This window comes from Peptostreptococcus sp. MV1, from assembly GCF_000758885.1.
Lineage (GTDB): Bacteria > Bacillota > Clostridia > Peptostreptococcales > Peptostreptococcaceae > Peptostreptococcus.
Genome location: NZ_JRNB01000066.1, coordinates 13,563 through 36,756, shown reverse-complemented (window position 1 = coordinate 36,756; position 23,194 = coordinate 13,563). Strand labels below are relative to the sequence as shown.

Below are 23,194 nucleotides of genomic sequence, written 5' to 3'. Positions count from 1 at the left end.
TTGTTACCATCAACGCTATATATTATAGAACCGAATTTTTTCTCTCACCAACGCTAAATATTATACAACCAAAATTACATACACTCCTTTTTCATTCGCACTCATATCTACATATCTATCTATAAACTACTTTCAATCAACTTATCAAGTAGACCTGCATATTCAATACCCCTAGCCTTTGCACTCTTAGGTATCAAGCTAGTCTCAGTCATGCCTGGAAGAGTATTTAATTCAAGCAGGTAGACATCCTTATCCTCCGTAATGATATAGTCAACCCTGACATAGCCCTTACAATTAAAGATTCTCCAACAAGTTTTAGAAGCTTCCTTTAACTTCTTGCCAAGATCTTCCTCTAGTTCTACAACCTCTTCTCTGGCACCATTTGTAGTAGAGTACTTGGCTTCAAAGTCAAAGAACTCATTGTCAGAAGTTATTCTAATGGTAGGGAAGACCTCGCCATTTAGAATAAAAGATGTATATTCTACACCCTTGACGTACTTTTCTATTAGGACAATTTCATCGTACTTTAGTCCCTCTCTAACGGCATTTTCTACATCCTTCTTATCCTTTATAAAGAATGTTGCCACACTTGATCCTCCAGAATTTGGCTTTATAAATACAGGGTAGCCCATTTTGTCTATTAGGTCGTAATCTATTTCTTCTACACTTTTGACACTAGTCCAATCAGCTGTTAGCAGACCGTTTTGTCTAGCTATAGTCTTTGTATAGTTTTTGTCCATTAGGATACCACTAGTTAGTGGGTTGCAACCACAGTATTTAATTCCTTTTGCCTCTAGTATTGACTGGATTGAGCCATCTTCACCGAACTTGCCATGTAGGCCTATTAGGGCTATATCCACATTGCTGTCAATTTTAAATGCGTCTGTCATTTCATCTATTCGACAGTCTACAACTTCATATTTGTTCTTGTCTAGGTTATCGAGGATAGCCTTACCTGATTTTAGGGATACTTCTCTTTCTGATGAAATACCGCCGTATATTACTGCTACTTTCATATATTCCCTCCAAAATAGTTCTATTTTCTTATAAAGTATATTATATATGTATGGGCCAAGTCATGCAAGGGTAAGAGTATAAAACTTGTCTAATTTCAAGTTTTTTGATATGATTAACATATACATATTTATTTGTAGTGGGTGATATTTCACTGGAAACTAGGAGGAAATACAATGAATGTAGAGATAATTTCAGTTGGAACAGAGTTACTTTTGGGCGATATTTTGAATACTAACGCCCAGTATATATCTAAGGAATTGGCAGCCATAGGTATAAATGTTTATAGGCAGATGACTCTGGGGGACAATATTGATAGGTTGGTCAGGTCTTTTGAAATGGCCTTTGAAAGGGCAGATGTAGTTCTGACTACTGGTGGCCTAGGTCCAACTGGAGATGATATAACTAAGGAAGCTGCTGCAAAGTATTTTGGTCAGGATATGGTGTTAGATCAAGAATCTTGGACCGTAATTGAGGATATGTGCGCTAGGTATAATGGTGGCAAGGATAGGATACCAAAGAATAATATCAAACAAGCCATGTTCCCAAAGAATGCTGATATTATTCCTAATCCCAATGGTACTGCTCCAGGTGCTGTATTTAAGAAGGATGGTAAGAGGATAATAGTTATGCCCGGACCTCCTAGGGAGATGAAGGCTATGTTCAAAAACTCAGTACTACCATTATTGATGGATGAAAATTCAGATATATTTCGTTCTAAATACATTAGGTTTTTTGGTATAGGTGAGTCAGGTCTTGAGATGAAATTGATGGATATATTAAACTCTCAGACAAATCCTACTGTTGCCCTGTATGCCAAGGAAGGTGAAGTCCTAGTTAGGGTAACTGCCAGAGCTAAGGATGAGCAAGAGTGTATGCACCTAATAGATGCCAAGATAGAAGAAATTAAGGCTGTGTCAGGCAAGTATATCTACCTGATAGGGGATGATTCCATATCTGAGAGCCAGTCTGAAATGGAGAAGGTTGTAGCTGGTTTGCTTCACGAAAAGAATAAGACAATAGCGGTAGCAGAGTCATGTACAGGTGGGCTAGTAGCGTCTTATTTGGTCAGCAACCCAGGTATATCAGATTGCTTTATGGAGGCTTGTGTAACCTATACAAATAATGCTAAGATGAGAAGGCTTGGTGTAAAGGAAGAAACTCTAGAAGAGTTTGGAGCAGTAAGTCACCAGACAGCTGTTGAGATGGCAATGGGTATAGCTAGTACGTCTAATGCTGATATTGGACTTTCTACTACTGGCATTGCCGGTCCAGAGGGTGGTAGTGATGAAAAGCCTGTAGGTCTAGTTTATATAGGGCTATATTATAATGGAAAGGTGACTTCTATCAAAAAGGTATTTACAGGTGATAGGAGAAAAATTAGAGAAAGAGCTGCTAGAACGGCATTGAATCAAGTAAGATGTCTACTGGTAGAGGAATAGGAGGCTTGTATGATAAAAGGTATATTTTGTGACTTGGATGGAACCCTATACAGAGGGGGTATTAGTCCACAAGATGTAAAAGCTATTGATGAGGCAAGGCTGCATGGAATCAATTTTAATATTGCTACAGGTAGGGTTTTCAAACATAGTATAAATATATTAGAAGAAGTGGCTACAGGAGGTTATCTGATTTGTGAGAATGGTTCATACATTTATGATCCAGACGGCACTTGCATATATAAGGCAAACTTGACTGATGACCAAGTTAAGAAAATAATAGAAGTATATAGGTCGCTTGACTATATAGATCCTGTTGAAGATGTTATATATTTTAAATATGAGGGCCAGGTTATAATGGCGACTGACGGTTCATCAGCGGATTATTTTACAAAGGGATATGAGGTTGATGGAAACTTTATGGATAGAGATACATTCGATGACAAGATAGGTAATATAGGTATATTGAGTCCTGATAAAGACAAGCTAAATATGCTGGTAGACAAGTATAGGAAGGAACTATCTAGTGATTTAGAGGTCTATTTGTCTAGTGAGACAACTATAAACATAGTTCCATCTGGAGTTTCTAAGTTTGAGGCAATCAAAATGGTTTGTAAGAAGGAAAATATCAGTTTAGATGAAATTGTTACAATTGGGGATTCACCAAATGATATAAGTATGTTGAAAAATGTCAAGATGAGTTTCGTTATGGACAATGCTTTGGACATAGTAAAGGCGGAGGCAAAGTTTTCTACTCCTAGTGTGGCAGATGCTATCAAGATGGTGATAGACTATAATGATGAGATAGGTGGTTAGGATTATGGATATTAAGTTTAATATTAATTTCATGGATATATATGATAGAAAAAACTACAAAAAGTTGATTATACTTGGAGTAATTCTTCTTTCTATCGGTTTTTACTGTATTTCTAGAAAGTCTGTAGGTATTAATATATTTTCTTGGGGTATTGCCCTGTGCTTTTTATACGGTGCTTGGTTGGCCTTTAAGGAAGTAAATGAATTAAATAAGTATGCTCCTAGAAGTCAGGTAAATAAGATGAGAATTAGGTGTCTAGCATTTTTTGTTGTAGCCCTACTTTTATTTGCTTTTCCTAAGCAGGTTAATATGGTTCTGTCCATATTACTGGGAGCCTATGTAATATACATTGAAGTGAAATATTATATGTCTAGCAGAAAGTATGTTGGTTATACATTTGGAACTTGGAATATTGTCAAGTTAATACTAGGTATATTATTGATAATATCTCCCTTATTTTTGACAAAGTTCTTGGTTAGCATACTTTCGTTTATAGCTATAATTTTTGGCATCAACTTTATAGCGGCAGGGATTAGGTTAGGAAATAATTAATAATGGTAAGTAATGAATTTAAATATAAAATAGAAAATAAGAGATACCATACATGGAACTATTATCTGAGACAAAAGTTTGGCACAAAGGTATTCAAGGTTTCAATAAATGCGGGTTTTACCTGTCCTAATATAGATGGTAGTATCAGTTATGGCGGTTGTGCCTATTGTAGCAAGGATGGTTCAGGAGATTTTGCAGGCAATCCCAGGGATAATTTAATCAAGCAGTTTGAAGACATCAAGACTATGATGGAGAAGAAGTGGCCAAAGGCTAAGTATATAGGGTATTTTCAGGCCTTTACAAATACCTATGCTCCCCTAGATGTACTCAAAGAAAAATATGAAACTATACTGGATCAGGATGGGGTTGTAGGTCTATCGATTTCAACTAGGCCCGACTGTATAGATGATGATATATTAGATTATTTAACTGATTTGAACACTAGGACCAACTTGTGGGTGGAATTGGGACTGCAGACTGTCCATGACCAGACTTCTAAAATAATAAATAGGGGGCATGGCCTGGATGTGTTTATAGACTGTGTCAATAGGCTGAGGTCCAGAAATATAGATGTTGTAGTCCATGTAATAAATGGGCTTCCAGGAGAGACCTACGATATGATGATGGAGACTATCAGGACTATTTCTCATATGGATATTCAAGGGGTCAAGATTCACTTGCTTCATGTGATAAAGGGGACTGCCATGGTTGATATGTTGCACAAGGGTTGTCTAGAACTATTGTTAAAAGATGATTATATAAAGCTCGTGTGTGATCAGTTGGAGATATTACCGCAAGAGATGGTTATTCATAGGTTGACAGGAGATGGCAAGAAGGAAGACCTAGTAGGACCTATGTGGAGCCTTAAGAAGTGGGAAGTATTAAATGCTATTGATGATGAATTAAAGAGAAGGAAGAGCTGGCAAGGCAAATTTTATACAAAAATTATATAAATATAATAAAAATAATATATAATTTTTAATAATATCTTAAGAAAATAGGTATATAATATATGTAGAGAATGAAGGTGATTAAGATGATGATGAAGTCTCATATAATTATATCCAAGTCCTTGTTAGAGAATACGGATTCAAATAAACAATTTTTTTTAGAGAGTAAAAACTTCATATATGGAAATATAAAGCCGGATATTATATCTAAATATAAATTAAAAAAGCATTATTTAGATGAGTCCTATGGTATGGTCAGGCAAAAGATAAATTTTTTATCTAGTCTTAATCTTGATAATTTGGACCAGTACTATACAAGAGCAGGTTTCTCCCAGGAGATTGGTGTGGTTTGTCATTTTTTGACTGACTTCTTCTGTGTGGCTCATAGTGAAAGATGGGAATTTAAGCACAGTATGAGGATTCATATTCAATATGAAAGAAACCTGACTAAGGTTGCTAAGGACTATAAAATTATTAATGATAGGCAACAATATCTAGACAGTTTTGATGTATTTTTTGATAAATTGTATTCAGAATACAAGTCTAATGGCAACTTTGAAGAGAATGACTTAAAGTATTCTACATATGTGTGTAACACGGTTACAAACTATATATTGGAGTCTATTTTAGAAAATACAGTCAAGTCTCACGCAGTATGCTAGTAGAGCTCGTATAAGTCTTATACGGGCTTTTTTATTTAGGTAGTCCAGGAGACAGAATATTTTTGTAGACATTTTTCAATGTGTGTAGAGATTTCTTGGTTATCTATTAAGGAATAGAAGGTGATATAATATGCAATATATTGAACAATTTCTTTATTGGGCAGGCGACTATTTTATCCTATCAATGTTTTTTGGTTTTTTAGCGGCCTATATAGAGAGCTTTATACCTGCCTTGCCGATTATGGCAATAGCAGCAGTAAACGCAGCTATTAATGGATTGGTTCCTGGTTTTTTAGTTTCATGGCTAGGTACATGTGCAGGAGTTATAAGTGTATTTTTGCTAGTGAAGAAATTAGCCCATTTGGATTTTTTTCAAAAAAGAAAGACAAAGAAGGTAGAAAATATAATATATAAGATACAGAAGTCTCAGTTTATGGTGATATTTCTTTTTTATACCATACCAGTATTACCGAGTTCCATGATGACTATAGCTGCTGCCTTTTGCGACATAAATTTAAAGGACTTTGTGGTGCCCATGTTGTTTGGAAAGTTTTTGATGATGTTTATGGCTAGTTATATTGGTAGTGATATAGAAGGCTTTATACATAGTCCACTTAAAATATGTGTGGTGAGTATTATAGTTATAGTGTCATATTGGATGGCAAATCGTATGAAAAAGGATATAGACAAGATATATGATAAGAGACATAGATGGGAATAAAAATTTATAGATTTAAAAGAGGAGTAAGTATGAAGAAACAAAAGTATTATGTAGTGACGAGAGGCAAGATTAGGGGGATTTTTTTGACTTGGGATGACTGTAAGTTGTCAGTTGGAGGTTATCCAAATGCAAATTACAAATCATTTGAAAGTCCTGACGAAGCTGTGAATTTTTTATTAGAGGGTATAGGTGTACCAAGACTTGATAATTGTAGAGAAGTGGCTAGTTTAGAAACAAATGCTACAAAAATTAAGAATAATACAGAAGAAAATTTTGCTAAAGTTGAAAAAAAAGTTAGTGATATTTTTGTCGAAAATAAAAAAAATCAATATATAGATGAAAAAAGTGAAAAAGAACCCATTTTTGGTACTATTGAGGCATATATAGATGGAAGTTATGAACATGCAAGTAAAACTTATGGATCAGGTGCAGTAATTTTAAAAGATGGTAAAATACTTGACGAAATATCTTATACAGGTCAGAATCCAAACTATGTATCAATGAGAAATGTTGCAGGTGAAATTGAAGCATCAATGTTAGCCATGAAATACTGTATTGATAATGGGTATAAGGATTTAGTTATATATTTTGATTACAATGGCATAGAGAAGTGGTGCACAGGTGAATGGAAAGCCAACAAGGAAGGTACTAAACACTATAGGGAATTCTGTATTGAGGCTATGAAAAAAATCAATGTAAGCTTCAAAAAAGTTAAGGCCCATAGTGGGGATAAATACAACGATATTGCGGATAAATTGGCTAAAGAAGCAGTTTTTAGATAAACTTTAAGATTTTTTAAAATAAAAATAAAATATTCTCAAAATTTGTTTGAAGAAAATCGTAAAATACAATTGCTAAAAGTGTCATAATTTGTTATTATATTAGTAGGCTGAACATAATTTTTGGGAATTATGACACGAATTATGATTTTATTGGAAGGGATGGTGAAAATATTGAAAGACTTATTAATTAAATTAAGCAGTTTTTGGAGTAGAATAATAAGGCTTTTTGTATTTTCTGTTATTGTATCCCTTGCACTAAGTTTCACTATCCTAGTGGTGAACCTATTCTTAGGTGTGAAAGCATCTTTTGTTTTTTATAGGTTCGTTTTATTTGGGTCTACTTTGTTCTTGACTTTTTCATTTACAGTCTATAAGGGTCGCAAGATGTTTGCGCCTGTCAATAAGCCACTTATCAAGAGACTTGAACGTGAAAGACTTGAAAGAGCAAGACAAAACAACAGAGAGAGAAACAAAAGGAACAATAGGGCAGCTTCTTAATATTGAGATTATAAACACAGCAGTGATGCTGTGTTTTTTTTGCTTAAAATCATGTTCAAATTATTCAATCAAAAATATCTGCTTACCAGGATCTATTTATAATCTTATAGGCGAATTTACCTATAGTAGGGTATTGTACATTATGACCTTACCTATAATTTTTAGGTTATGGGAATTATCAAAAGGAACAATTATGTCTGAAAAACAAGTTTCATAAGTATCAGGCCTAAAAATATAGTTTCGATTTTTCTTGTCTTTGAAGAATCTTTTCACACTATATTCGTAGTTGTATGAAAATACTACAATATCGCCACTTGTAAGAGATGATGGAGATATATTACTAATAAGTCCTATTAAAGAACCATTTGGTATGACTTTGTTCATACTTTCTCCATTGACCCTCATAAGGAGAATATCTTTTCTGCCTGCATATCTGCCTAACATAAGGTCAGGTATTCTTATCTGATCTAGGTCATAGTGGGCCTCTATTTCATTTGCCAAGCCTGCAGATACGCCTTCGTCAACAAATGGATATGAATTTATACTGCTATCGTCAAAGAAGTTATCTGCAGAATATAGGTCTGCCTTATCCATAATGTCTGAGTTGCAAGCTAACCAGTCGGGATTTACATCCAATATGCTAGCTAGGGTGAATATTTTATCTTGTTTGGGAAGGTATTTTCCAGACATATATGAGCTAAGGGTTCCTCTATTAATACCACTTGTTTTGGAGAGAGAGTACTGACTTATATTCTTATTTTTCATAGCTGTTTTTAATCTAGCTATAAATACTTCTTTATTCATTACCATCATCTCCTTGTCTATAGATTCTGATTAAATAAATCTATACTCATATTATATCATATAGTTATGAAAACGCAACTATATTTTTGAATTTTATACATTTTTTATAAATTAAGGATTTTTATCTAGATCTTATGTGATATAATATTAAAATGATACTTAGAAAGTTACAATTAGACTAGTTTGGTTTAAAAATACGAATTTTCTAATTTATCAAAATTTGCTACAAAAGTTCTAAAGTTGGCTTGATTACTTTTGTTTCTGTAGTATAATTAAAGAGTAGTATAATAGTTATGAGGTGGATAAATGAACTTATTGAAAGATAATAAAAAGATAATAATACCAGTTGCTATACTGGTGGGTGTCCTGGTGGTTGGGACTGGTGTCCTGTCGATGCAGGTCGCATCAGATAAGATTGCAAAGGGTGTTAGTGTAGCTAATGTGGACTTGTCTGGCATGACAAAAAGTCAGGCTTTAGGGAAGTTGGAATCACTAGATAATCTAAAAAATGTAAAGATGTATTATGGTGACAAGTCATGGAAGATACCTGTTAGTGATATAGATTTGAATATTAATTATAAGTCTACTGTAGATTCAGCCTACAATTACAACAGGTCTAATGCTTTTTTTACAAATATAGTTAGAACATTAAAGTCTGATTTTGGTAGCAAGAGTTTTATACCTTTGGATATGACTTACAATGATGGTAAATTAAATGAGAGTTTAAAGCAGGTAAAATCAAAGTTAGATAGTCAGGTCAAAGAGGCTACTTTAGATTATGATTACAAGGCTAAAAAAACTATTATTGTAGCTGATGAACCTGGAATAACTATGAATTTACAGGCATCACATGATAAGTTAGTCAAAAACTTACATGCAGACAAGTTTTACACTGAAATGGTAGTTAAGTTAGAAAAGGCTAAATTTACTAAGGAAGATTTAAAGGGCATTGATACCCTATTGGGGGCATATTCAACGATATATGGTGGTATGTATTCAAGGAATTATAATATTGAAAAATCTGCTAGAGATTCTAGTGGTGTAGTATTGAAGCCAGGTCAGGAATTTTCTTTCAATGGTTTGACTGGTGATAAAACCATAGCAAGGGGCTACAAGGCCGCACCAGTTATCGAAAGTGGTAAGCTTATAATGGGCATTGGCGGAGGTGTATGTCAGACCTCGTCTACTATCTTTAATGCAGCACTTTTATCGGGTATGGAAATCACAACTAGGAGAAGTCATACTATACCTTCAGATTATGTAAATATGGGCAGAGATGCTACTGTATACGACGGCAATCCAGGCCAAGACTTTAAGTTTAAAAATCCATTTAAGCATAATGTATATGTGAAAAACTATACTTACGGTAGCAAGATGATATCTGAAATATATGGAGCAGCAAGTGACTATAAAAATATAGATATCACTACACAGGTATTAGGCTCTTTTGGCGGAGGTAATAAAACTATACCTGATCCAAGTTTGCCAGCCGGAAAGAAGGTCGTAGAAAAGTATTCTAGACCAGGTTACAATGTAGTTACATACAGACAGTACAAGGATGATAAGGGAAATATAATTAGTTCTGAAAAGATAGGCTATAGTAATTACCCAGCTCAGGTAGGTGTAGTAAGGATAGGAGCAGCTAAACCTGCAGCTCCAAAGCCAGGTAAGCACCAACCTATTGCACCAAAGCCACAACAACCAGTACCAGGAGCTGGTCAGGCACCAAATCCAGGAATATAGTATTTTTTAGGCTAGTCCAAATAGGACTGGCCTTTTTAAAATAATCAAAAAAAGAACTTTTTGTAGAATAATCAATGGAATCCTTGTAAAGTAGGGACTCATTTGATACATAAGAATACTTTAATTATAGTTTAAATGAATAATATATGTTATAATAATACTGATTAAAAAACGGAGGACAAGTGTAATGAGTAAAGAGTTAGCACAATTGCTATTTCCAAATGTCGATAAGACTATAGAGTATTATGAAGAACTATATCCAGAAAGAGACTTGGATAAGAAGGCCAAGGTTACTAGGTTGGGACCTAGTCCGACTGGATTTATACATTTAGGTAACCTTTATGGAGCCCTAGTGGATGAGAGAATGGCCCACCTAAATGATGGAACTATGCTTCTGAGAATTGAGGATACTGATGACAAGAGAAAGGTAGAGGGGTCTGAGGAGCTGATTATAAAGTCTCTAAAGTTCTTCGGTATAGAATTTGATGAAGGTGTCAGCCTAGATGGTGAGAAGGGTATATACGGCCCATACAGGCAGAGTGACAGGAAGGAAATATACCAGACTGCAGCCAAGTACCTTACAGAAAAGGGATTTACATACCCATCTTTTGTATCTGAGGAAGAAATGGCTCAGATAAGAGAAAAACAGGAGAAGGCCGGTGTGAATACGGGATATTATGGAGAATGGGCTAAAGATAGAAATCTTAGCCTAGATGAAATAAAGGCAAATCTTGATGCTGGCAAGCCATGGACATTGAGATTAAAGTCTGGAGGAGACCCAGAAGTTGCCATGAAATTTAAGGATGGTATCAGGGGAGAAATAAATGTCAGACAGAATAACCTTGATGTTGTAATCCTAAAGCAAAACGGTATACCAACTTACCATTTTGCCCATGTGGTTGATGACCACTTCATGAGGGTGACAGATGTGGTAAGAGGAGAGGAGTGGCTATCTACCCTACCTATACACCTAGAATTATTCTTTGTGATGGGATGGAGAAGGCCTAACTACAACCATACTGCCCACTTGATGAAGGTAGAGGACGGCAAGAAGAGAAAGCTTTCAAAGAGAAAGGATCCAGAACTATCTCTTGAATACTATATGAAGGACGGTTACTTCCCAGAGGCAGTTACTGAGTACCTGATGACACTTATGAATTCTAACTACGAAGAGTGGAGAATGAAGAATCCAGATAAGTCATACAGGGAATTTACCTTCAAGACTAAAAATATGAGCTCATCAGGGTCTCTATTTGACTTGAATAAGCTAAATGACATCTCAAAGGATGTTCTTGTTAAGATGACTGAAGACCAGATACTTGACTTTATGGTAGGATGGTCTGAAAAGTTTGACAAGGATGCAAACCAGCTACTAATTAAGTACAAGGAAGACCTAAGAAAGCTACTAGCAATAGGTAGGTCAGGTAAGAAACCTAGAAAGGATCTAGTGAATTGTAGTCAGATAATGGACTTTGTATCATACTATTTTGAAGAAGGTTTTGAGTATGTAGATGGGCTTCCAGAGAGAGTGTCAAAAGAGGATGCAAAAGTCATTCTAAGGGCATATCTAGATACTTATGACCAGAACGATACCAATGAAATTTGGTTTGAAAAGGTGAAGGCAATAACTGATGCAAACGGATTTACATCAAATAATAAAGCTTTCAAAAAGGAACCAGACCTTTATAGGGGTAATATAACTGACGTTTCTACAGCTATAAGAGTAGCAGTAGTAGGAAGACAGCAGTCACCAGATCTATGGAGTATTCAGCAGGTTATGGGACGTGATAGGGTTGTAGCTAGAGTTGAAAAATACTTGGAAATATTGGCTTAAATTTCGAAAAATATAAATAAACACGAATGATTAATAAGAGATAAAGGGTTGAAAGTTCGATAATTTTCAATATTTTATCTCTTTTTTGTAAAAAAAATAAAAAAAATACGTATTCGCTCTTGCCAAAAATCATAAATACGAATAAAATATAAGTGTAAGGGAATGAATGTACGAAAAATGAGTGAATTAATAGAGGAGAAAAAAATAATGGCAGGATTAAGAGAAGAATGTGGCATATTTGGTGCATTTGATTTCGACGGAGAAGATGTAGCGTCGTATGTTTACTATGGTTTGTTTGCCCTACAGCACAGGGGACAAGAGAGTGCTGGTATATCAGTTACAAATACAAATGAAGAAGGTAGGAACGTTATGTTCCACAAGGATAGTGGCTTAGTTAATGAAGTTTTCAACAAGGATATATTGAGGTCCTTGAAGGGTAACCTAGGTGTAGGTCACGTTAGATATTCTACTGCAGGTGGAATAGGACGTGAAAATGCCCAGCCATTTGTAATTCATTATATGAAGGGTATATTGTCAATGGCCCATAACGGTAACTTGACTAATGCAATCGAATTAAAGCAGGAATTGGCAACTACTGGGGCTATATTCCAGACTAATACGGATTCTGAGGTAATTGCCTACCTCATAGCTAGAGAAAGGTTACATACTTTGTCAATACAGGATGCAGTCAAGTCTGCAGCCCAGAAGCTAAGAGGGGCTTTTTCGATGGTGGTTGCCAGCCCATCAAAGTTGATAGGTGCTAGAGATCCATTAGGTTTTAGGCCCTTATGTATAGGTAGGAAGGACAACATATATTTCTTGAGTTCAGAATCAGCTGCCTTAGATACTATAGGGGCTGAATTTATCAGAGATGTTGAGCCAGGTGAAATAGTAACTATAATAGATGGACAGATACATTCTGACTGGATATCTCATGCAGAGGTTAAGTCAAGATGTATATTTGAATATATATACTTTGCTAGGACAGATAGTATAATAGATGGACAGAGTGTTTACTCTTCTAGAGTAAAGGCTGGTAGTCTTTTGGCTGAAAAGTACCCTGTAGATGCTGATCTTGTAATAGGTGTACCTGAATCTGGATTAGCAGCAGCAGTAGGATATTCTCAGGGATCAAATTTACCATATGGCATGGCCTTCTACAAAAACAGTTATGTTGGTAGAACATTTATAAAGCCAAAGCAGAACGAAAGAACTGCTGGTGTTCAGGCTAAGTTAAATGTAATCAGAGATGTAGTTAAGGGCAAGAGGGTAGTGATGGTAGACGACTCTATTGTAAGAGGTACTACTATAAAGAACATAGTTAAGATGTTAAAGGATGCAGGAGCACTTGAAGTCCACGTGAGGATCAGTTCGCCTCCATTCAAGCATGCATGCTACTATGGAACAGATGTACCAAGTAGTGAAAACCTAGTTGCTGTAAACCACACAATTGACGAAATTAGGGACAGTATAAATGCGGATTCACTAGGCTTCTTGGACTTGGAAGATCTTGGCCAACTATGTCCAGGTCTTGAATATTGTGATGCTTGTTTTACAGGCAAGTATGCCGGTGGAATACCAAGTGACCCAACTCAGATGAATTGCTGCAGTAGCAAGAGGGTTTAGTTAAAAAATATAAATTAATTCTTCATCAGTGTAGATAAGCTATATATGATGGACTAGTAAATAATAGACAGTGTCTAATTTATCTTTGGTAATTTAGGGCTGTCTTTTTTTATAGGAATATAATAAGATGTATCTAGCTATAAAGATGTGAATAGTGCAATTCTTAAAGATTTTAAATAAATTATATGAAAATTAAGGATATATTTTTCAATATGGTATAATGTAAAGACGAGAATAAATACGACATGAGTACGGATGTGGGAAGGAGACTTATATGATATTAGTATTGGCAGAGAAGCCATCAGTAGCGAAGACAATAGCGTCCTTTTTGAAGGCAAATGCTAGGAAGGATGGTTACTTTGAAGGAAACAATTATATAGTTACATATGCAGTTGGCCACCTGGTATCCCTATATGATATGAAGGACTATGACAAGGATAGGTACTCGGGATCATGGAAGATGGAACACTACCCATTTATACCTGAGTCCAAATTTAAATTCAAGGTTGACAAGGGTAAAAATAAACAGTTTAACATAGTTTCTAGTCTTATAAATAGAAAAGATGTAGACTACATAATAAATGCAACTGATAATGATAGGGAGGGTGAATTAATATCTTTCTTGATATTTATGATGGCAAAAAATAGGAAACCGGTCAAGCGTATATTGGTCAATGAATGGACTCCTGAGGACATCACGAGGGGCTTAAAAGAGCTGAAGGATGATGAGGATATGAGAAATCTTCAGGCTGCTGGTTATACTAGGCTTATTACTGATTGGTTGATAGGTATTAACTTTACATGTGCTGCAACACTAAAGTACGGTAATGGCAAAATGCTTAATATAGGAAGGGTAATACTACCTACAGTAAAATTAGTCTATGATAGGGACATGGAGATTAGGAATTTTGTACCGGAAAAGTATTATGAGATTGAGGGAAATTTTAGGGCTAAAAATGGTGATTATAAGGGCAAATTGGCCATAGATAAAAATAAGAAAATAAATGACCTGGACCAGGCTAGGGCTATAGTCGATAGTATAGATTCAAAAATAGGGCTTATAAGTTCTAAAAAAGTGACCAAGTCTAAAGAATATGCACCAAAGTTATTTTCCTTGACTTCACTGCAGGGATTTATTACATCAAAGTACGCTAGTTTTACATCTGACAAGGTCTTAAATATATGTCAGAGTCTGTACGAAGGTAAGGGAAAGGGAGGATATATAACCTATCCAAGAACAGACTCAGTATATTTAGAAGAGAGTTTGGCAGGCAAGGTTGAAAAGACCCTAAATCTTATCAAAAAGGGTCACCCATGTGAGAATAATATAAAGTTTTCTAAGTCAAAGAGGGTATTTGATTCATCAAAGGTAGAGAGCCACAGTGCCATTATACCTACCTATATAATACCTCCACCAAGCTTATCAAATGATGAAAAGATAGTCTATGAAGCGATTAGAGACAGGTTTTTAGCTAACTTTATGCCACCTGCCGAATATGAAAATACAGAAATAAATACTGATGTAGATAGGTATAAGTTCCAATCCAAGGGAAAGGTCTTAAAAGTTTTGGGGTATCTGGAGCTGTATGGAAAGTCTACTAGTGGTAATCTTCTGCCATGGGTAGAAAAGGGCGATAGCGTAGAGGTCTTGGATATAAGTCCAGTTGAAAAGATGACATCCCCACCAAAGCCCTATACAGAAGATTCACTATTAAAGGCCATGAAAAATTGCGGGAAGAATGTATCTGAGGATGATGATAGTGTCTTATCGGGTTACTCAATAGGTACCTCTGCGACAAGGGCAGATGTATTGAAGAAGATAGGCCAAGTCGGCTATGTAAAAAAGAAGGGCAAGAGCTATTTTATAACAGATTTGGGTATAAACTTAGTTGAGATATTCCCTGTAGAGGATTTGTTTGATGTAGACTTTACGGGCAAGTTAGAAAAGAGCCTATTTGATATACAAAAGGGCAACTTTTCTAGAAAAGACTATTTAAATATGATATGTAAATTTGTATATGATAATGTCAATAGGATAAAGTTTGGACCTAGTAGACCTATAAATACTGACAAGATTGTATATAATCCCAAGACTAAAAAGTTTGTAAAAGAATCAAGTCTTAGAAACAAAGATGGGGATTTAAAATCTACTGATAAGTCAACCGGCAAGGCCAAGACGCAAAAATCAGGTCAAGCCAAAACTTCTACCAAGACTAAATCAAGTTTATCTAAAAAGCCTAAGGCTAAGGAAATAGATTCTCAGACAGGTCTTGAAATAATTACAAAATGCCCTGTATGTGGGTCCAATGTAATAGAATCTCCAAAGGCCTTTTCCTGCAAAAATTACAGGGAGTGTGGTTTTACTATTTGGAAGAATGATACCCAGTTGGCATCATATAACAAAAAACCAAATAAGACTATGGTCAAATCCCTGGCTAAAAAGGGTCAAGCATCGATGAAGGGGCTTCAAGATATTAATGGTAATAAGTTTGAAGCAAATATAAGCTACAATATTGGGCCGGATAAGATACTAAAATTGAAAATAGATGCTAAAAAATAGTTTCTTACATCTTATATTCATAGCATTTTGACTCTAAGGATACACATAGGTTGAGATTGTTGTTATTTATAGCTTTGACCATCTAGCTACATCTATGGTATAATGAGGGGTGAATTTTTAATTGCTAAAAGATATGGAGGAAAAATGTCAGAAAACAAACTAGCAGGAACAGGATGTAACCTAATAGTTCCTGATGAAGAAAAAAAGGATTTAAAAGAAATAGAGAAGAGTATTACAAAGAGATATAGAAAAAAATTGTGGTCAAAGTTTATCAAGGCTATAAAGGCCTATAATCTAGTTGAAGAGGGTGATAGGATAGCTGTGGCCATATCTGGTGGCAAGGACAGTATCCTGATGGCCAAGATGTTCCAAGAGCTAAAGAGGCATTCACCTGTGAACTTTGAAGTAGTATACATAGGTATGGACCCAGGTTACCACGAGTCAATTAGGGATATACTCCTAGACAATGCCAGGTACTTGGAGATTCCGATTCAGGTATTTGACTCACAAATATTTGAAGTGGCTGATAGGATAGCTAGCGACTATCCTTGCTATATGTGCGCTAGGATGAGAAGGGGAGCCCTGTATGGTAAGGCAGAATCCTTGGGTTGTAATAAGCTAGCCTTGGGTCACCATTTTGATGATGTAATTGAGACCACTATGATGAATATCTTATGTTCAGGTAACTTTAAGACTATGTTGCCAAGGTTGAAGTCAACTAATTTTGAAGGCCTTGAATTAATTAGACCCCTATACTATATTAGGGAAGAGGATATTATAAGGTGGGTAAAATATACAGGTTTGGCACCTATTAACTGTGCATGTACAGTAGCTGCCAATAGGACAGGTAATAAGAGGTATGAGATAAAAGACCTTATCAAGAGCCTGTCAGAGAATTTTGCCAATGTAGAAAAATCTATATTTAAGGCTGCAGAAAATGTAAATGTTGACTCTATACTAGGATGGCAGTTAGAAGGTGAAAAACACAGCTTTATGGAGAGGTTTGATGATCCTAAATTAGATGATATAGATTAAATGAAAGTGAGGAGGTGTACATATGGGCTTTTTTGAAGAAGAATATGTAGTGGTTGACTTGGAAACTACGGGCTTGAGTCCTTTTAATGGTGATGAAATAATAGAAATAGGCGTGACTGAAATTAAGGGTGATAGAATACACAGGAACTATTCTAGACTTATAAAGCCAAAGGGGTTTATACCTAGTGTTATAACTGAAATAACTAATATAACGAATGATATGGTTGAAGATGCCCTGACGCTTGAAGATGTTCTACCTAATTTTAGGAGATATATAGGTGACAGGACTATAATAGCCCACAATGCAAAATTCGATGTGACCTTTTTAAATTATTATTTAGAACAAATGGACTTGGATCCTATTGATAACTATATATGTACTATGGAAATGTTGAAGAAAAATAAGGAATACAAGGGCAAGAATAAAAAATTGCAGACTGCATGTGACTATTACGGTATTTTGAATGAAAATGCCCATAGAGCAGACTCTGACACCCTAGCAACAGCTAAGTTGTTTATGAAGATAAGGACGTCTATATAGGGGGAGGTTTTTATGGCAGACAATAATGATATAAATAAGTTGAGGCGCAAGAAAATAGCTTCATCCACTCCCGACAAAACTAAACAGGTCAGGTCCAGCAGGCAGCAAAATAAGGGCAAGAACAAGATTCGCATAAAAAAGCAAGCCGGTAGTGGAGATAATGATTCAAAGATAGTCGATTTTAGAGATATGAGAAATAAAAGTTTGGATAAGTATATGAAAAATACGGATGCTGATTATTATCCTAGAAAAAGAAGGTCGACATATGAAGAAGATGACTATGATGATTATGAGGACTATGAAGAAGAGGATTATTATGAGTCAAGATCATCATTTTTATTTAGGATAGTTAAAAGACTTTTATTAATAGTGCTTGTAATTTCTATCATAGGTGGTTCGGCTGGTTTTTTATATGTTAGAAATGTAGTAAGTGATATGCCAGTCTTGACTAAAAAAATGGTAAATGATAGCTATATAAATAAGGAACCCGTAGCCCTAGCCAGGATACCTGCAAATTTGCAGAAGGCTGTTGTGGCAATTGAAGATCATAGGTTTTATGAACACAAGGGTGTTGATTATAGGTCACTGACAAGGTCTTTCTTTAATAATATTACAGGTGGTTCTACACAAGGTGCTAGTACAATAGATATGCAGGTTTCTAAAAATCTTTTGACCAGTAATGAAAAAACAATTAAGAGAAAAATTCAGGATATACACAATGCCCATGAATTAAATAAGATAATGACAAAAGATGAAATATTAGAGGCATATCTTAATAATATATATTTAGGTAAGTCATCTTATGGTGTCCAAGCAGGTGCCCATCTTTATTTTGGTAAGGATGTATCAAAGCTTACCTTTGGTGAGTGTACTATGCTTGCAGGTATTACCAATAATCCAAGTTTGTATCAAAATTACGAGCAGGCAAAAAAGAGGCAGGCCGCAGTTTTGCTAAGAATGTACAAGTTGGGCTATATAAAAGAAAATGTATACAAGGCACAGATGTATAGGGATACCCCTTTTAAGTCAGAAATTGACTAGTAGTATACTAAAAAAATAAAAATATGGTAAAGTAAAAGGCTATCTACCCATCCGAGTATATAGCCTTTTTGTATGAATAAAAATCAAACAAACTACCTATTTTATTCTTGACCTGTAGCAATCTTATTTTCGTCATAGCTAATCCAGTCTGAGTAGCTGCCTGGATAAATTTTGTATGGTATACCGATCTTGTCTAGGGCAAGGGCATTTACCATCAGTGATATACCTGAGCCGCAATAAACAATAATTTCCTTCTTAGGGTCAAGGTCTTTGAAACGCTCTTTAAGTTTATCTTCGCTGATGTATGAAGAATTTGTCATGTCATCTATGTTTAGGTTGTCCATAAAGAAATAGTTCTTGGCACTAGGTATATGACCTGCAACCTTGTCAACAGGCTCTTCAAGTCCTAGGTATCTCGGATGTGACCTAGAGTCAATTATAATTGTATTTTCGTCATATAATTTTGACTTAACATATTCCATGTCAACCATAAATGAAGTATCAATCTTTACATCAAATGCCTTGTCAGACTTGGTTGGCTTTCTAACTTCAGTTTCTATCTGTCCACCGTGGGCCTTGTAGGCGATTAGACCACCGTCAAGAACGAAGGCATTATAAAAACCTAGATTATTTAGCTGGAAAACAAGTCTACCAGCACCCTGTAGGTCACCATCGTCATATGTAACAACTACTGTATCATTATCTATACCAAAGCTCTCTATAATTTCTTTTAACTGGTCACGATCTTTGAATGGGTGCCTACCACCATGCTGACCAACTGGATCAGTTAGGTCTTTTTCTATATTAATCAAGAAGGCATCCTTTATATGGCCTTCCTTGTATGAATCAATACCATAAGTCTTGTTCATAAGGTCAAATCTACAGTCAAGTACAACTACCTTTTTGTCGCTCTTCTGTAGGTCAAAGAATTCATCCACAGTAATAAGTCTCTTCATAGTAACATCTCCTTTATAACTATAAATAAAAATAATATTAGTATCGGGTCTAGTTTATTTATCCGATAAGTTGAGTATACCATAATTATTTTAATATGTATACATGATGACACCTAAATGTTGATACTTTCTGAATTTTTAAATTTAAGCTTATTCATATGAAAATAAATTTTTTATAGTATAATTTTTAATGGTTCTCATATATGCATTAAATATACGAAATTTGTCTCAAATAGCATAGTATTTTTGACAAAAAATCTATAAAATATGATAGATATAGTGTATAATTAAGAAGTGTACAGGGTTAGAAAATATTATATTCTGACCTCTGTATTATCTATTGAGAATTAATGAACTATATTAAGAAACGGGGGGTATATTACAATGAGCTACAAAATAGTTGAGAAGAAAAAACTTAACGATGTTGTATATCTAATGGACATTGAGGCTCCAAGAGTTGCTCACTCAGCAAAACCAGGTCAATTTATTATTGTTATAATAGATGAAAAAGGTGAGAGAATGCCACTGACAATAGCTGACTATGATAATAATAGGGGCACAGTGACAATCGTATTCCAGGTAGTAGGAGATTCTAGTAAGAAGTTGGGTAGATTGGAAGTAGGAGATTCTATAAAGGATTTTGTGGGACCTTTGGGTCAGCCAAGCGAGTTCATTTATGAAGATATAGAAGAACTTAAGAATAAGAAAATGATATTTATAGCAGGTGGAGTTGGTGCAGCACCAGTATATCCACAGGTTAAATGGCTACATGAAAAGGGTGTAGATGTAGATGTAATTATAGGTGCTAGGACTAAGGATCTTATAATATTTGAAGAAAAGATGGAAAAGGTAGCTAAAAACCTATATATGTGTACTGATGACGGAAGCTATGGTTTCCATGGTAATGTAACAATGATGTTGGATGATTTGGTTACAAACAGGGGTAACAAGTACGACCAGGCCATAGTTATAGGACCGATGATAATGATGAAGTTTGCATGTATGGCAACTAAGAAATTGGATATACCTACAATTGTCAGTCTAAATACTATAATGGTTGATGGTACAGGTATGTGTGGGGCCTGTCGTGTAAGTATAGGCGATGAGGTCAAATTTGCCTGCGTAGAAGGACCTGAGTTTGATGGTTGGAAGGTGAATTTTGATGAGGCTATGAAGAGACAGCAGATGTTCAAGTCAGAAGAGGGTAGGAAGGCCTTGAGACAGCAGGATGGACCTACTCATTCTAGTCCAGACTGTCAGATTGGAGGTAAGCACTAATGGCTATGAAGACAAAAGTTCCAGTGAGAGAGCAGGATCCAAAGGTTAGGGCTACTAATTTTGAGGAAGTATGTTATGGATATAATGCTGAAGAGGCCCAGGAAGAGGCCCAGAGATGCCTAAACTGCAAGAATCCTAGATGTGTTCAGGGATGTCCTGTTAGTATAAATATTCCAGCCTTTATACAGGAAGTTAAGGCAGGAAAGTTTGAAGATGCAGCCAAGGTTATAGCGAAGTCTAGTTCACTACCTGCAGTTTGTGGTCGTGTATGTCCACAGGAATCTCAGTGTGAAGGTGTCTGCGTCGTAGGCATAAAGGGTGAGCCAGTATCTATTGGTAAACTTGAAAGATTCGTTGCAGACTGGTCTAGGGAAAATGATATAGACCTAAGTGGAAATATAGAGAAAAATGGAATTAAGGTTGGTGTAGTGGGATCAGGTCCTTCAGGACTAGCCTGCGCAGGTGACCTAGCCAAGGCTGGTTACGATGTAACTATTTTTGAAGCCTTCCACGAATCTGGTGGTGTATTGACATATGGTATACCGGAATTTAGACTACCAAAGTCAAAGGTAGTAAACTATGAAATCAATTCAATCAAGAAATTGGGTGTAAAGATAGAAAATAATGTTGTAGTTGGTAGGACTATAACAATAGATGAGATGTTTGAAGATGAAGGCTTCAAGGCTGTATTTATAGGTTCTGGTGCAGGTCTACCATCATTTATGGGCATACCTGGTGAAAATGCCAATGGTGTCCTATCAGCCAATGAATTTTTGACAAGAGTCAATCTGATGAAGGCATATATAGACGACTACGATACTCCAATTAGGGTTGGTAAGAGGGTTGCAGTAGTAGGTGGTGGTAATGTTGCCATGGATGCTGCGAGAACTGCCCTAAGACTTGGTGCCGATACTCATATAGTCTACAGGAGAAGTGAGTCAGAATTACCAGCTAGAGTTGAAGAAGTTCATCACGCCAAGGAAGAGGGTATACAGTTTAACCTACTTACTAATCCAACAGAGATTTTGGTCGATGAAAATGGTAATGTATGTGGTATGAAGTGCATCAAGATGGAATTGGGTGAACCGGATGAATCAGGCAGGAGGAGACCAGTTGAAATACCAGGCTCAGAATTTGAGCTTGATGTAGATATGGTTATCATGTCTCTTGGAACTAGGCCAAACCCATTGATAGCATCTACTACTCCAGGTCTTGATGTCAATAGGAAGAAGTGTATAGTTGCTGATGAAGATGGTCTGACATCTTTAGAGGGTATCTATGCCGGTGGTGATACAGTTACAGGTGCTGCCACAGTTATATCTGCCATGGGTGCTGGTAGGACAGCTGCTGCAGCTATGGACAAGTATCTTAGAGAGAAGTATTTATAGTAGGACTTTTCTGTACCTGTAAAATAAAATAATTTAGAATAAATAAAGGCTACATATTTACCTGTACCAAGTTGAATATGTAGCCTGTTTTTTGTTAAAAAAAATAAAAATGATTTTTGAATCTAGATTTAAAATATCTAATTTTCTATACTTATAAGGTTTATTATGGTATAATTGTATAAATAGGCTATATGTACCTTTAATAGGAGGTTATTATGAAGAAAAAAATACTTTCAATTTTGTTATTATGTACACTTGTTCTAAGTGGATGTGGTTTTACAGAGTCAGGTCAGTTGATGAGTACTGCTAGGAAGTCTATCGAAAATGGCGAGTATGATAAGGCTATGTCTAATTTATCTAAGGTCTTAGATGAAGATGAGGCAAATACTGAAGCAAGGGGTATGTATTATCAGGCCTTAAAGCTACAGAAGGCGACAAAATGTGAAAATAGGAAAGACTATGAGCAGGCTATAATTGAGCTGCAAGATTTAATAAATGATAATTCAGGTTCAGCCAAGGTCAAGAGTCAGGCTGAAGATATGTTAGAAAAGGTAAAAGAAGAGTATACAAGGCAGAAGAAGGCCGTAATAACAAGGAAAGAAAACGCCAAAAAATCTGCAGAAGAGAATAAAAATAAGTATGCTAGTGGTTCCACTTATGGAAGCAACTATAATAGGTACAAAAAACGAACTAAGAAAGTGGAAGCAGGTACTGAAGATGGTACAGAAAGAGAAAGTAATAGAAACCCAGGTGGCGGTATTAACCAGGGTGGCACTATAAATAATGGCTCTAATAATATAAGTAGAGGTAATACTAGTGGAGCTGGTGCTACGGGACAGACTGTTCCTGGTAATACTTCTGGCGCAGCTGGCGGTAGTATTTCAGGTGGGCAGACAGGAAATTAGATATATATTAAAAGCTATTTCGTAATTGGGATAGCTTTTTGAAATGGA

Annotated in this window: 20 protein-coding genes; 17 read left to right on the top strand and 3 right to left on the bottom strand. The window is 35.7% G+C overall.

What is annotated here, in order from left to right; translation table 11 throughout:
• Nucleotides 1-119: 119 nt before the first annotated feature.
• Nucleotides 120-1,016 (bottom strand): D-alanine--D-alanine ligase, encoded by an 897-nt coding sequence (locus tag HMPREF1639_RS05180; RefSeq protein WP_036764109.1) that lies wholly within the window; start codon nt 1,014-1,016, stop codon nt 120-122.
• A gap of 174 nt (nt 1,017-1,190) precedes the next feature.
• Between HMPREF1639_RS05180 and HMPREF1639_RS05175 the strand changes: the two genes are divergently transcribed.
• From HMPREF1639_RS05175 to HMPREF1639_RS05145, 7 genes are all read left to right on the top strand, one after another.
• Nucleotides 1,191-2,456: a competence/damage-inducible protein A gene (locus HMPREF1639_RS05175; protein ID WP_036764107.1), complete on the top strand. Its 1,266-nt coding sequence runs from the start codon at nt 1,191-1,193 to the stop codon at nt 2,454-2,456.
• A 9-nt stretch (nt 2,457-2,465) separates the two neighbouring features.
• Nucleotides 2,466-3,269: an HAD family hydrolase gene (locus tag HMPREF1639_RS05170; protein WP_036764104.1), complete on the top strand. Its 804-nt coding sequence runs from the start codon at nt 2,466-2,468 to the stop codon at nt 3,267-3,269.
• A 4-nt stretch (nt 3,270-3,273) separates the two neighbouring features.
• Nucleotides 3,274-3,822, top strand: a complete 549-nt coding sequence (locus HMPREF1639_RS05165) for a hypothetical protein (RefSeq protein ID WP_036764102.1) — start codon at nt 3,274-3,276, stop codon at nt 3,820-3,822.
• Between the two features lie 2 nt (nt 3,823-3,824).
• Entirely contained in the window at nt 3,825-4,775 is a 951-nt protein-coding gene (locus HMPREF1639_RS05160) for a TIGR01212 family radical SAM protein (RefSeq protein ID WP_036764100.1), read from the top strand.
• An 83-nt stretch (nt 4,776-4,858) separates the two neighbouring features.
• Complete coding sequence (locus HMPREF1639_RS05155; RefSeq protein WP_036764099.1) at nt 4,859-5,434, top strand: zinc dependent phospholipase C family protein; 576 nt, start codon at nt 4,859-4,861, stop codon at nt 5,432-5,434.
• A 184-nt stretch (nt 5,435-5,618) separates the two neighbouring features.
• On the top strand, nt 5,619-6,155 hold the full coding sequence (locus HMPREF1639_RS05150) for a TVP38/TMEM64 family protein (RefSeq protein WP_242847286.1): 537 nt from the start codon (nt 5,619-5,621) through the stop codon (nt 6,153-6,155).
• 29 nt (nt 6,156-6,184) lie between these two features.
• Nucleotides 6,185-6,937: a ribonuclease H family protein gene (locus HMPREF1639_RS05145; RefSeq protein ID WP_036764116.1), complete on the top strand. Its 753-nt coding sequence runs from the start codon at nt 6,185-6,187 to the stop codon at nt 6,935-6,937.
• A gap of 618 nt (nt 6,938-7,555) precedes the next feature.
• Here HMPREF1639_RS05145 and HMPREF1639_RS05135 read toward each other — a convergent pair.
• On the bottom strand, nt 7,556-8,239 hold the full coding sequence (locus HMPREF1639_RS05135) for a LexA family transcriptional regulator (protein WP_036764093.1): 684 nt from the start codon (nt 8,237-8,239) through the stop codon (nt 7,556-7,558).
• Between the two features lie 306 nt (nt 8,240-8,545).
• Between HMPREF1639_RS05135 and HMPREF1639_RS05130 the strand changes: the two genes are divergently transcribed.
• The 7 genes from HMPREF1639_RS05130 (at nt 8,546) to HMPREF1639_RS05100 (ending at nt 18,619) form a co-directional block, all read left to right on the top strand.
• Nucleotides 8,546-9,982, top strand: coding sequence for a VanW family protein (locus HMPREF1639_RS05130; protein WP_036764091.1), 1,437 nt, complete (start codon nt 8,546-8,548; stop codon nt 9,980-9,982).
• A 187-nt stretch (nt 9,983-10,169) separates the two neighbouring features.
• Nucleotides 10,170-11,816 carry a glutamate--tRNA ligase gene (gene gltX / locus HMPREF1639_RS05125; protein ID WP_036764089.1) on the top strand — a complete coding sequence of 549 codons (1,647 nt, stop codon included), beginning with the start codon at nt 10,170-10,172 and terminating at the stop codon, nt 11,814-11,816.
• Nucleotides 11,817-12,023: 207 nt separating this feature from the next.
• Nucleotides 12,024-13,442: an amidophosphoribosyltransferase gene (purF, locus tag HMPREF1639_RS05120; RefSeq protein ID WP_242847285.1), complete on the top strand. Its 1,419-nt coding sequence runs from the start codon at nt 12,024-12,026 to the stop codon at nt 13,440-13,442.
• A gap of 274 nt (nt 13,443-13,716) precedes the next feature.
• On the top strand, nt 13,717-16,002 hold the full coding sequence (locus HMPREF1639_RS05115; protein ID WP_036764085.1) for a type IA DNA topoisomerase: 2,286 nt from the start codon (nt 13,717-13,719) through the stop codon (nt 16,000-16,002).
• A gap of 144 nt (nt 16,003-16,146) precedes the next feature.
• Complete coding sequence (locus HMPREF1639_RS05110) at nt 16,147-17,037, top strand: tRNA 2-thiocytidine biosynthesis TtcA family protein (RefSeq protein WP_036764083.1); 891 nt, start codon at nt 16,147-16,149, stop codon at nt 17,035-17,037.
• 22 nt (nt 17,038-17,059) lie between these two features.
• Entirely contained in the window at nt 17,060-17,578 is a 519-nt protein-coding gene (locus HMPREF1639_RS05105; protein WP_036764081.1) for a 3'-5' exonuclease, read from the top strand.
• Between the two features lie 12 nt (nt 17,579-17,590).
• Nucleotides 17,591-18,619, top strand: coding sequence for a transglycosylase domain-containing protein (locus tag HMPREF1639_RS05100; RefSeq protein WP_036764079.1), 1,029 nt, complete (start codon nt 17,591-17,593; stop codon nt 18,617-18,619).
• A gap of 101 nt (nt 18,620-18,720) precedes the next feature.
• On the opposite strand, the gene HMPREF1639_RS05095 is transcribed toward HMPREF1639_RS05100, so the two are convergent.
• Nucleotides 18,721-19,575: a sulfurtransferase gene (locus HMPREF1639_RS05095; protein ID WP_036764078.1), complete on the bottom strand. Its 855-nt coding sequence runs from the start codon at nt 19,573-19,575 to the stop codon at nt 18,721-18,723.
• A 384-nt stretch (nt 19,576-19,959) separates the two neighbouring features.
• Here HMPREF1639_RS05095 and HMPREF1639_RS05090 point away from each other — a divergent pair, with 384 nt between their 5' ends.
• The 3 genes from HMPREF1639_RS05090 (at nt 19,960) to HMPREF1639_RS05080 (ending at nt 23,146) form a co-directional block, all read left to right on the top strand.
• Nucleotides 19,960-20,853, top strand: a complete 894-nt coding sequence (locus tag HMPREF1639_RS05090) for a sulfide/dihydroorotate dehydrogenase-like FAD/NAD-binding protein (RefSeq protein ID WP_036764076.1) — start codon at nt 19,960-19,962, stop codon at nt 20,851-20,853.
• The gene (gene gltA, locus HMPREF1639_RS05085; protein WP_036764074.1) at nt 20,853-22,241 is read left to right on the top strand and encodes an NADPH-dependent glutamate synthase; all 1,389 of its coding nucleotides are present in this window, start codon (nt 20,853-20,855) and stop codon (nt 22,239-22,241) included. Before HMPREF1639_RS05090 ends, gltA begins: the two co-directional genes overlap by 1 nt.
• A gap of 215 nt (nt 22,242-22,456) precedes the next feature.
• Complete coding sequence (locus HMPREF1639_RS05080; RefSeq protein WP_052045427.1) at nt 22,457-23,146, top strand: tetratricopeptide repeat protein; 690 nt, start codon at nt 22,457-22,459, stop codon at nt 23,144-23,146.
• Nucleotides 23,147-23,194: the final 48 nt, after the last annotated feature.

Excerpts from the sequence above, each read along its gene's own strand:
- HMPREF1639_RS05180 (WP_036764109.1), bottom strand. The coding sequence starts at position 1,016 with ATGAAAGTAGCAGTAATATACGGCGGTATTTCATCAGAAAGAGAAGTA.
- HMPREF1639_RS05175 (WP_036764107.1), top strand. The coding sequence starts at position 1,191 with ATGAATGTAGAGATAATTTCAGTTGGAACAGAGTTACTTTTGGGCGAT.
- HMPREF1639_RS05170 (WP_036764104.1), top strand. The coding sequence starts at position 2,466 with ATGATAAAAGGTATATTTTGTGACTTGGATGGAACCCTATACAGAGGG.
- HMPREF1639_RS05165 (WP_036764102.1), top strand. The coding sequence starts at position 3,274 with ATGGATATTAAGTTTAATATTAATTTCATGGATATATATGATAGAAAA.
- HMPREF1639_RS05160 (WP_036764100.1), top strand. The coding sequence starts at position 3,825 with ATGGTAAGTAATGAATTTAAATATAAAATAGAAAATAAGAGATACCAT.
- HMPREF1639_RS05155 (WP_036764099.1), top strand. The coding sequence starts at position 4,859 with ATGATGATGAAGTCTCATATAATTATATCCAAGTCCTTGTTAGAGAAT.
- HMPREF1639_RS05150 (WP_242847286.1), top strand. The coding sequence starts at position 5,619 with ATGTTTTTTGGTTTTTTAGCGGCCTATATAGAGAGCTTTATACCTGCC.
- HMPREF1639_RS05145 (WP_036764116.1), top strand. The coding sequence starts at position 6,185 with ATGAAGAAACAAAAGTATTATGTAGTGACGAGAGGCAAGATTAGGGGG.
- HMPREF1639_RS05135 (WP_036764093.1), bottom strand. The coding sequence starts at position 8,239 with ATGAATAAAGAAGTATTTATAGCTAGATTAAAAACAGCTATGAAAAAT.
- HMPREF1639_RS05130 (WP_036764091.1), top strand. The coding sequence starts at position 8,546 with ATGAACTTATTGAAAGATAATAAAAAGATAATAATACCAGTTGCTATA.
- gltX (WP_036764089.1), top strand. The coding sequence starts at position 10,170 with ATGAGTAAAGAGTTAGCACAATTGCTATTTCCAAATGTCGATAAGACT.
- purF (WP_242847285.1), top strand. The coding sequence starts at position 12,024 with ATGGCAGGATTAAGAGAAGAATGTGGCATATTTGGTGCATTTGATTTC.
- HMPREF1639_RS05115 (WP_036764085.1), top strand. The coding sequence starts at position 13,717 with ATGATATTAGTATTGGCAGAGAAGCCATCAGTAGCGAAGACAATAGCG.
- HMPREF1639_RS05110 (WP_036764083.1), top strand. The coding sequence starts at position 16,147 with ATGTCAGAAAACAAACTAGCAGGAACAGGATGTAACCTAATAGTTCCT.
- HMPREF1639_RS05105 (WP_036764081.1), top strand. The coding sequence starts at position 17,060 with ATGGGCTTTTTTGAAGAAGAATATGTAGTGGTTGACTTGGAAACTACG.
- HMPREF1639_RS05100 (WP_036764079.1), top strand. The coding sequence starts at position 17,591 with ATGGCAGACAATAATGATATAAATAAGTTGAGGCGCAAGAAAATAGCT.
- HMPREF1639_RS05095 (WP_036764078.1), bottom strand. The coding sequence starts at position 19,575 with ATGAAGAGACTTATTACTGTGGATGAATTCTTTGACCTACAGAAGAGC.
- HMPREF1639_RS05090 (WP_036764076.1), top strand. The coding sequence starts at position 19,960 with ATGAGCTACAAAATAGTTGAGAAGAAAAAACTTAACGATGTTGTATAT.
- gltA (WP_036764074.1), top strand. The coding sequence starts at position 20,853 with ATGGCTATGAAGACAAAAGTTCCAGTGAGAGAGCAGGATCCAAAGGTT.
- HMPREF1639_RS05080 (WP_052045427.1), top strand. The coding sequence starts at position 22,457 with ATGAAGAAAAAAATACTTTCAATTTTGTTATTATGTACACTTGTTCTA.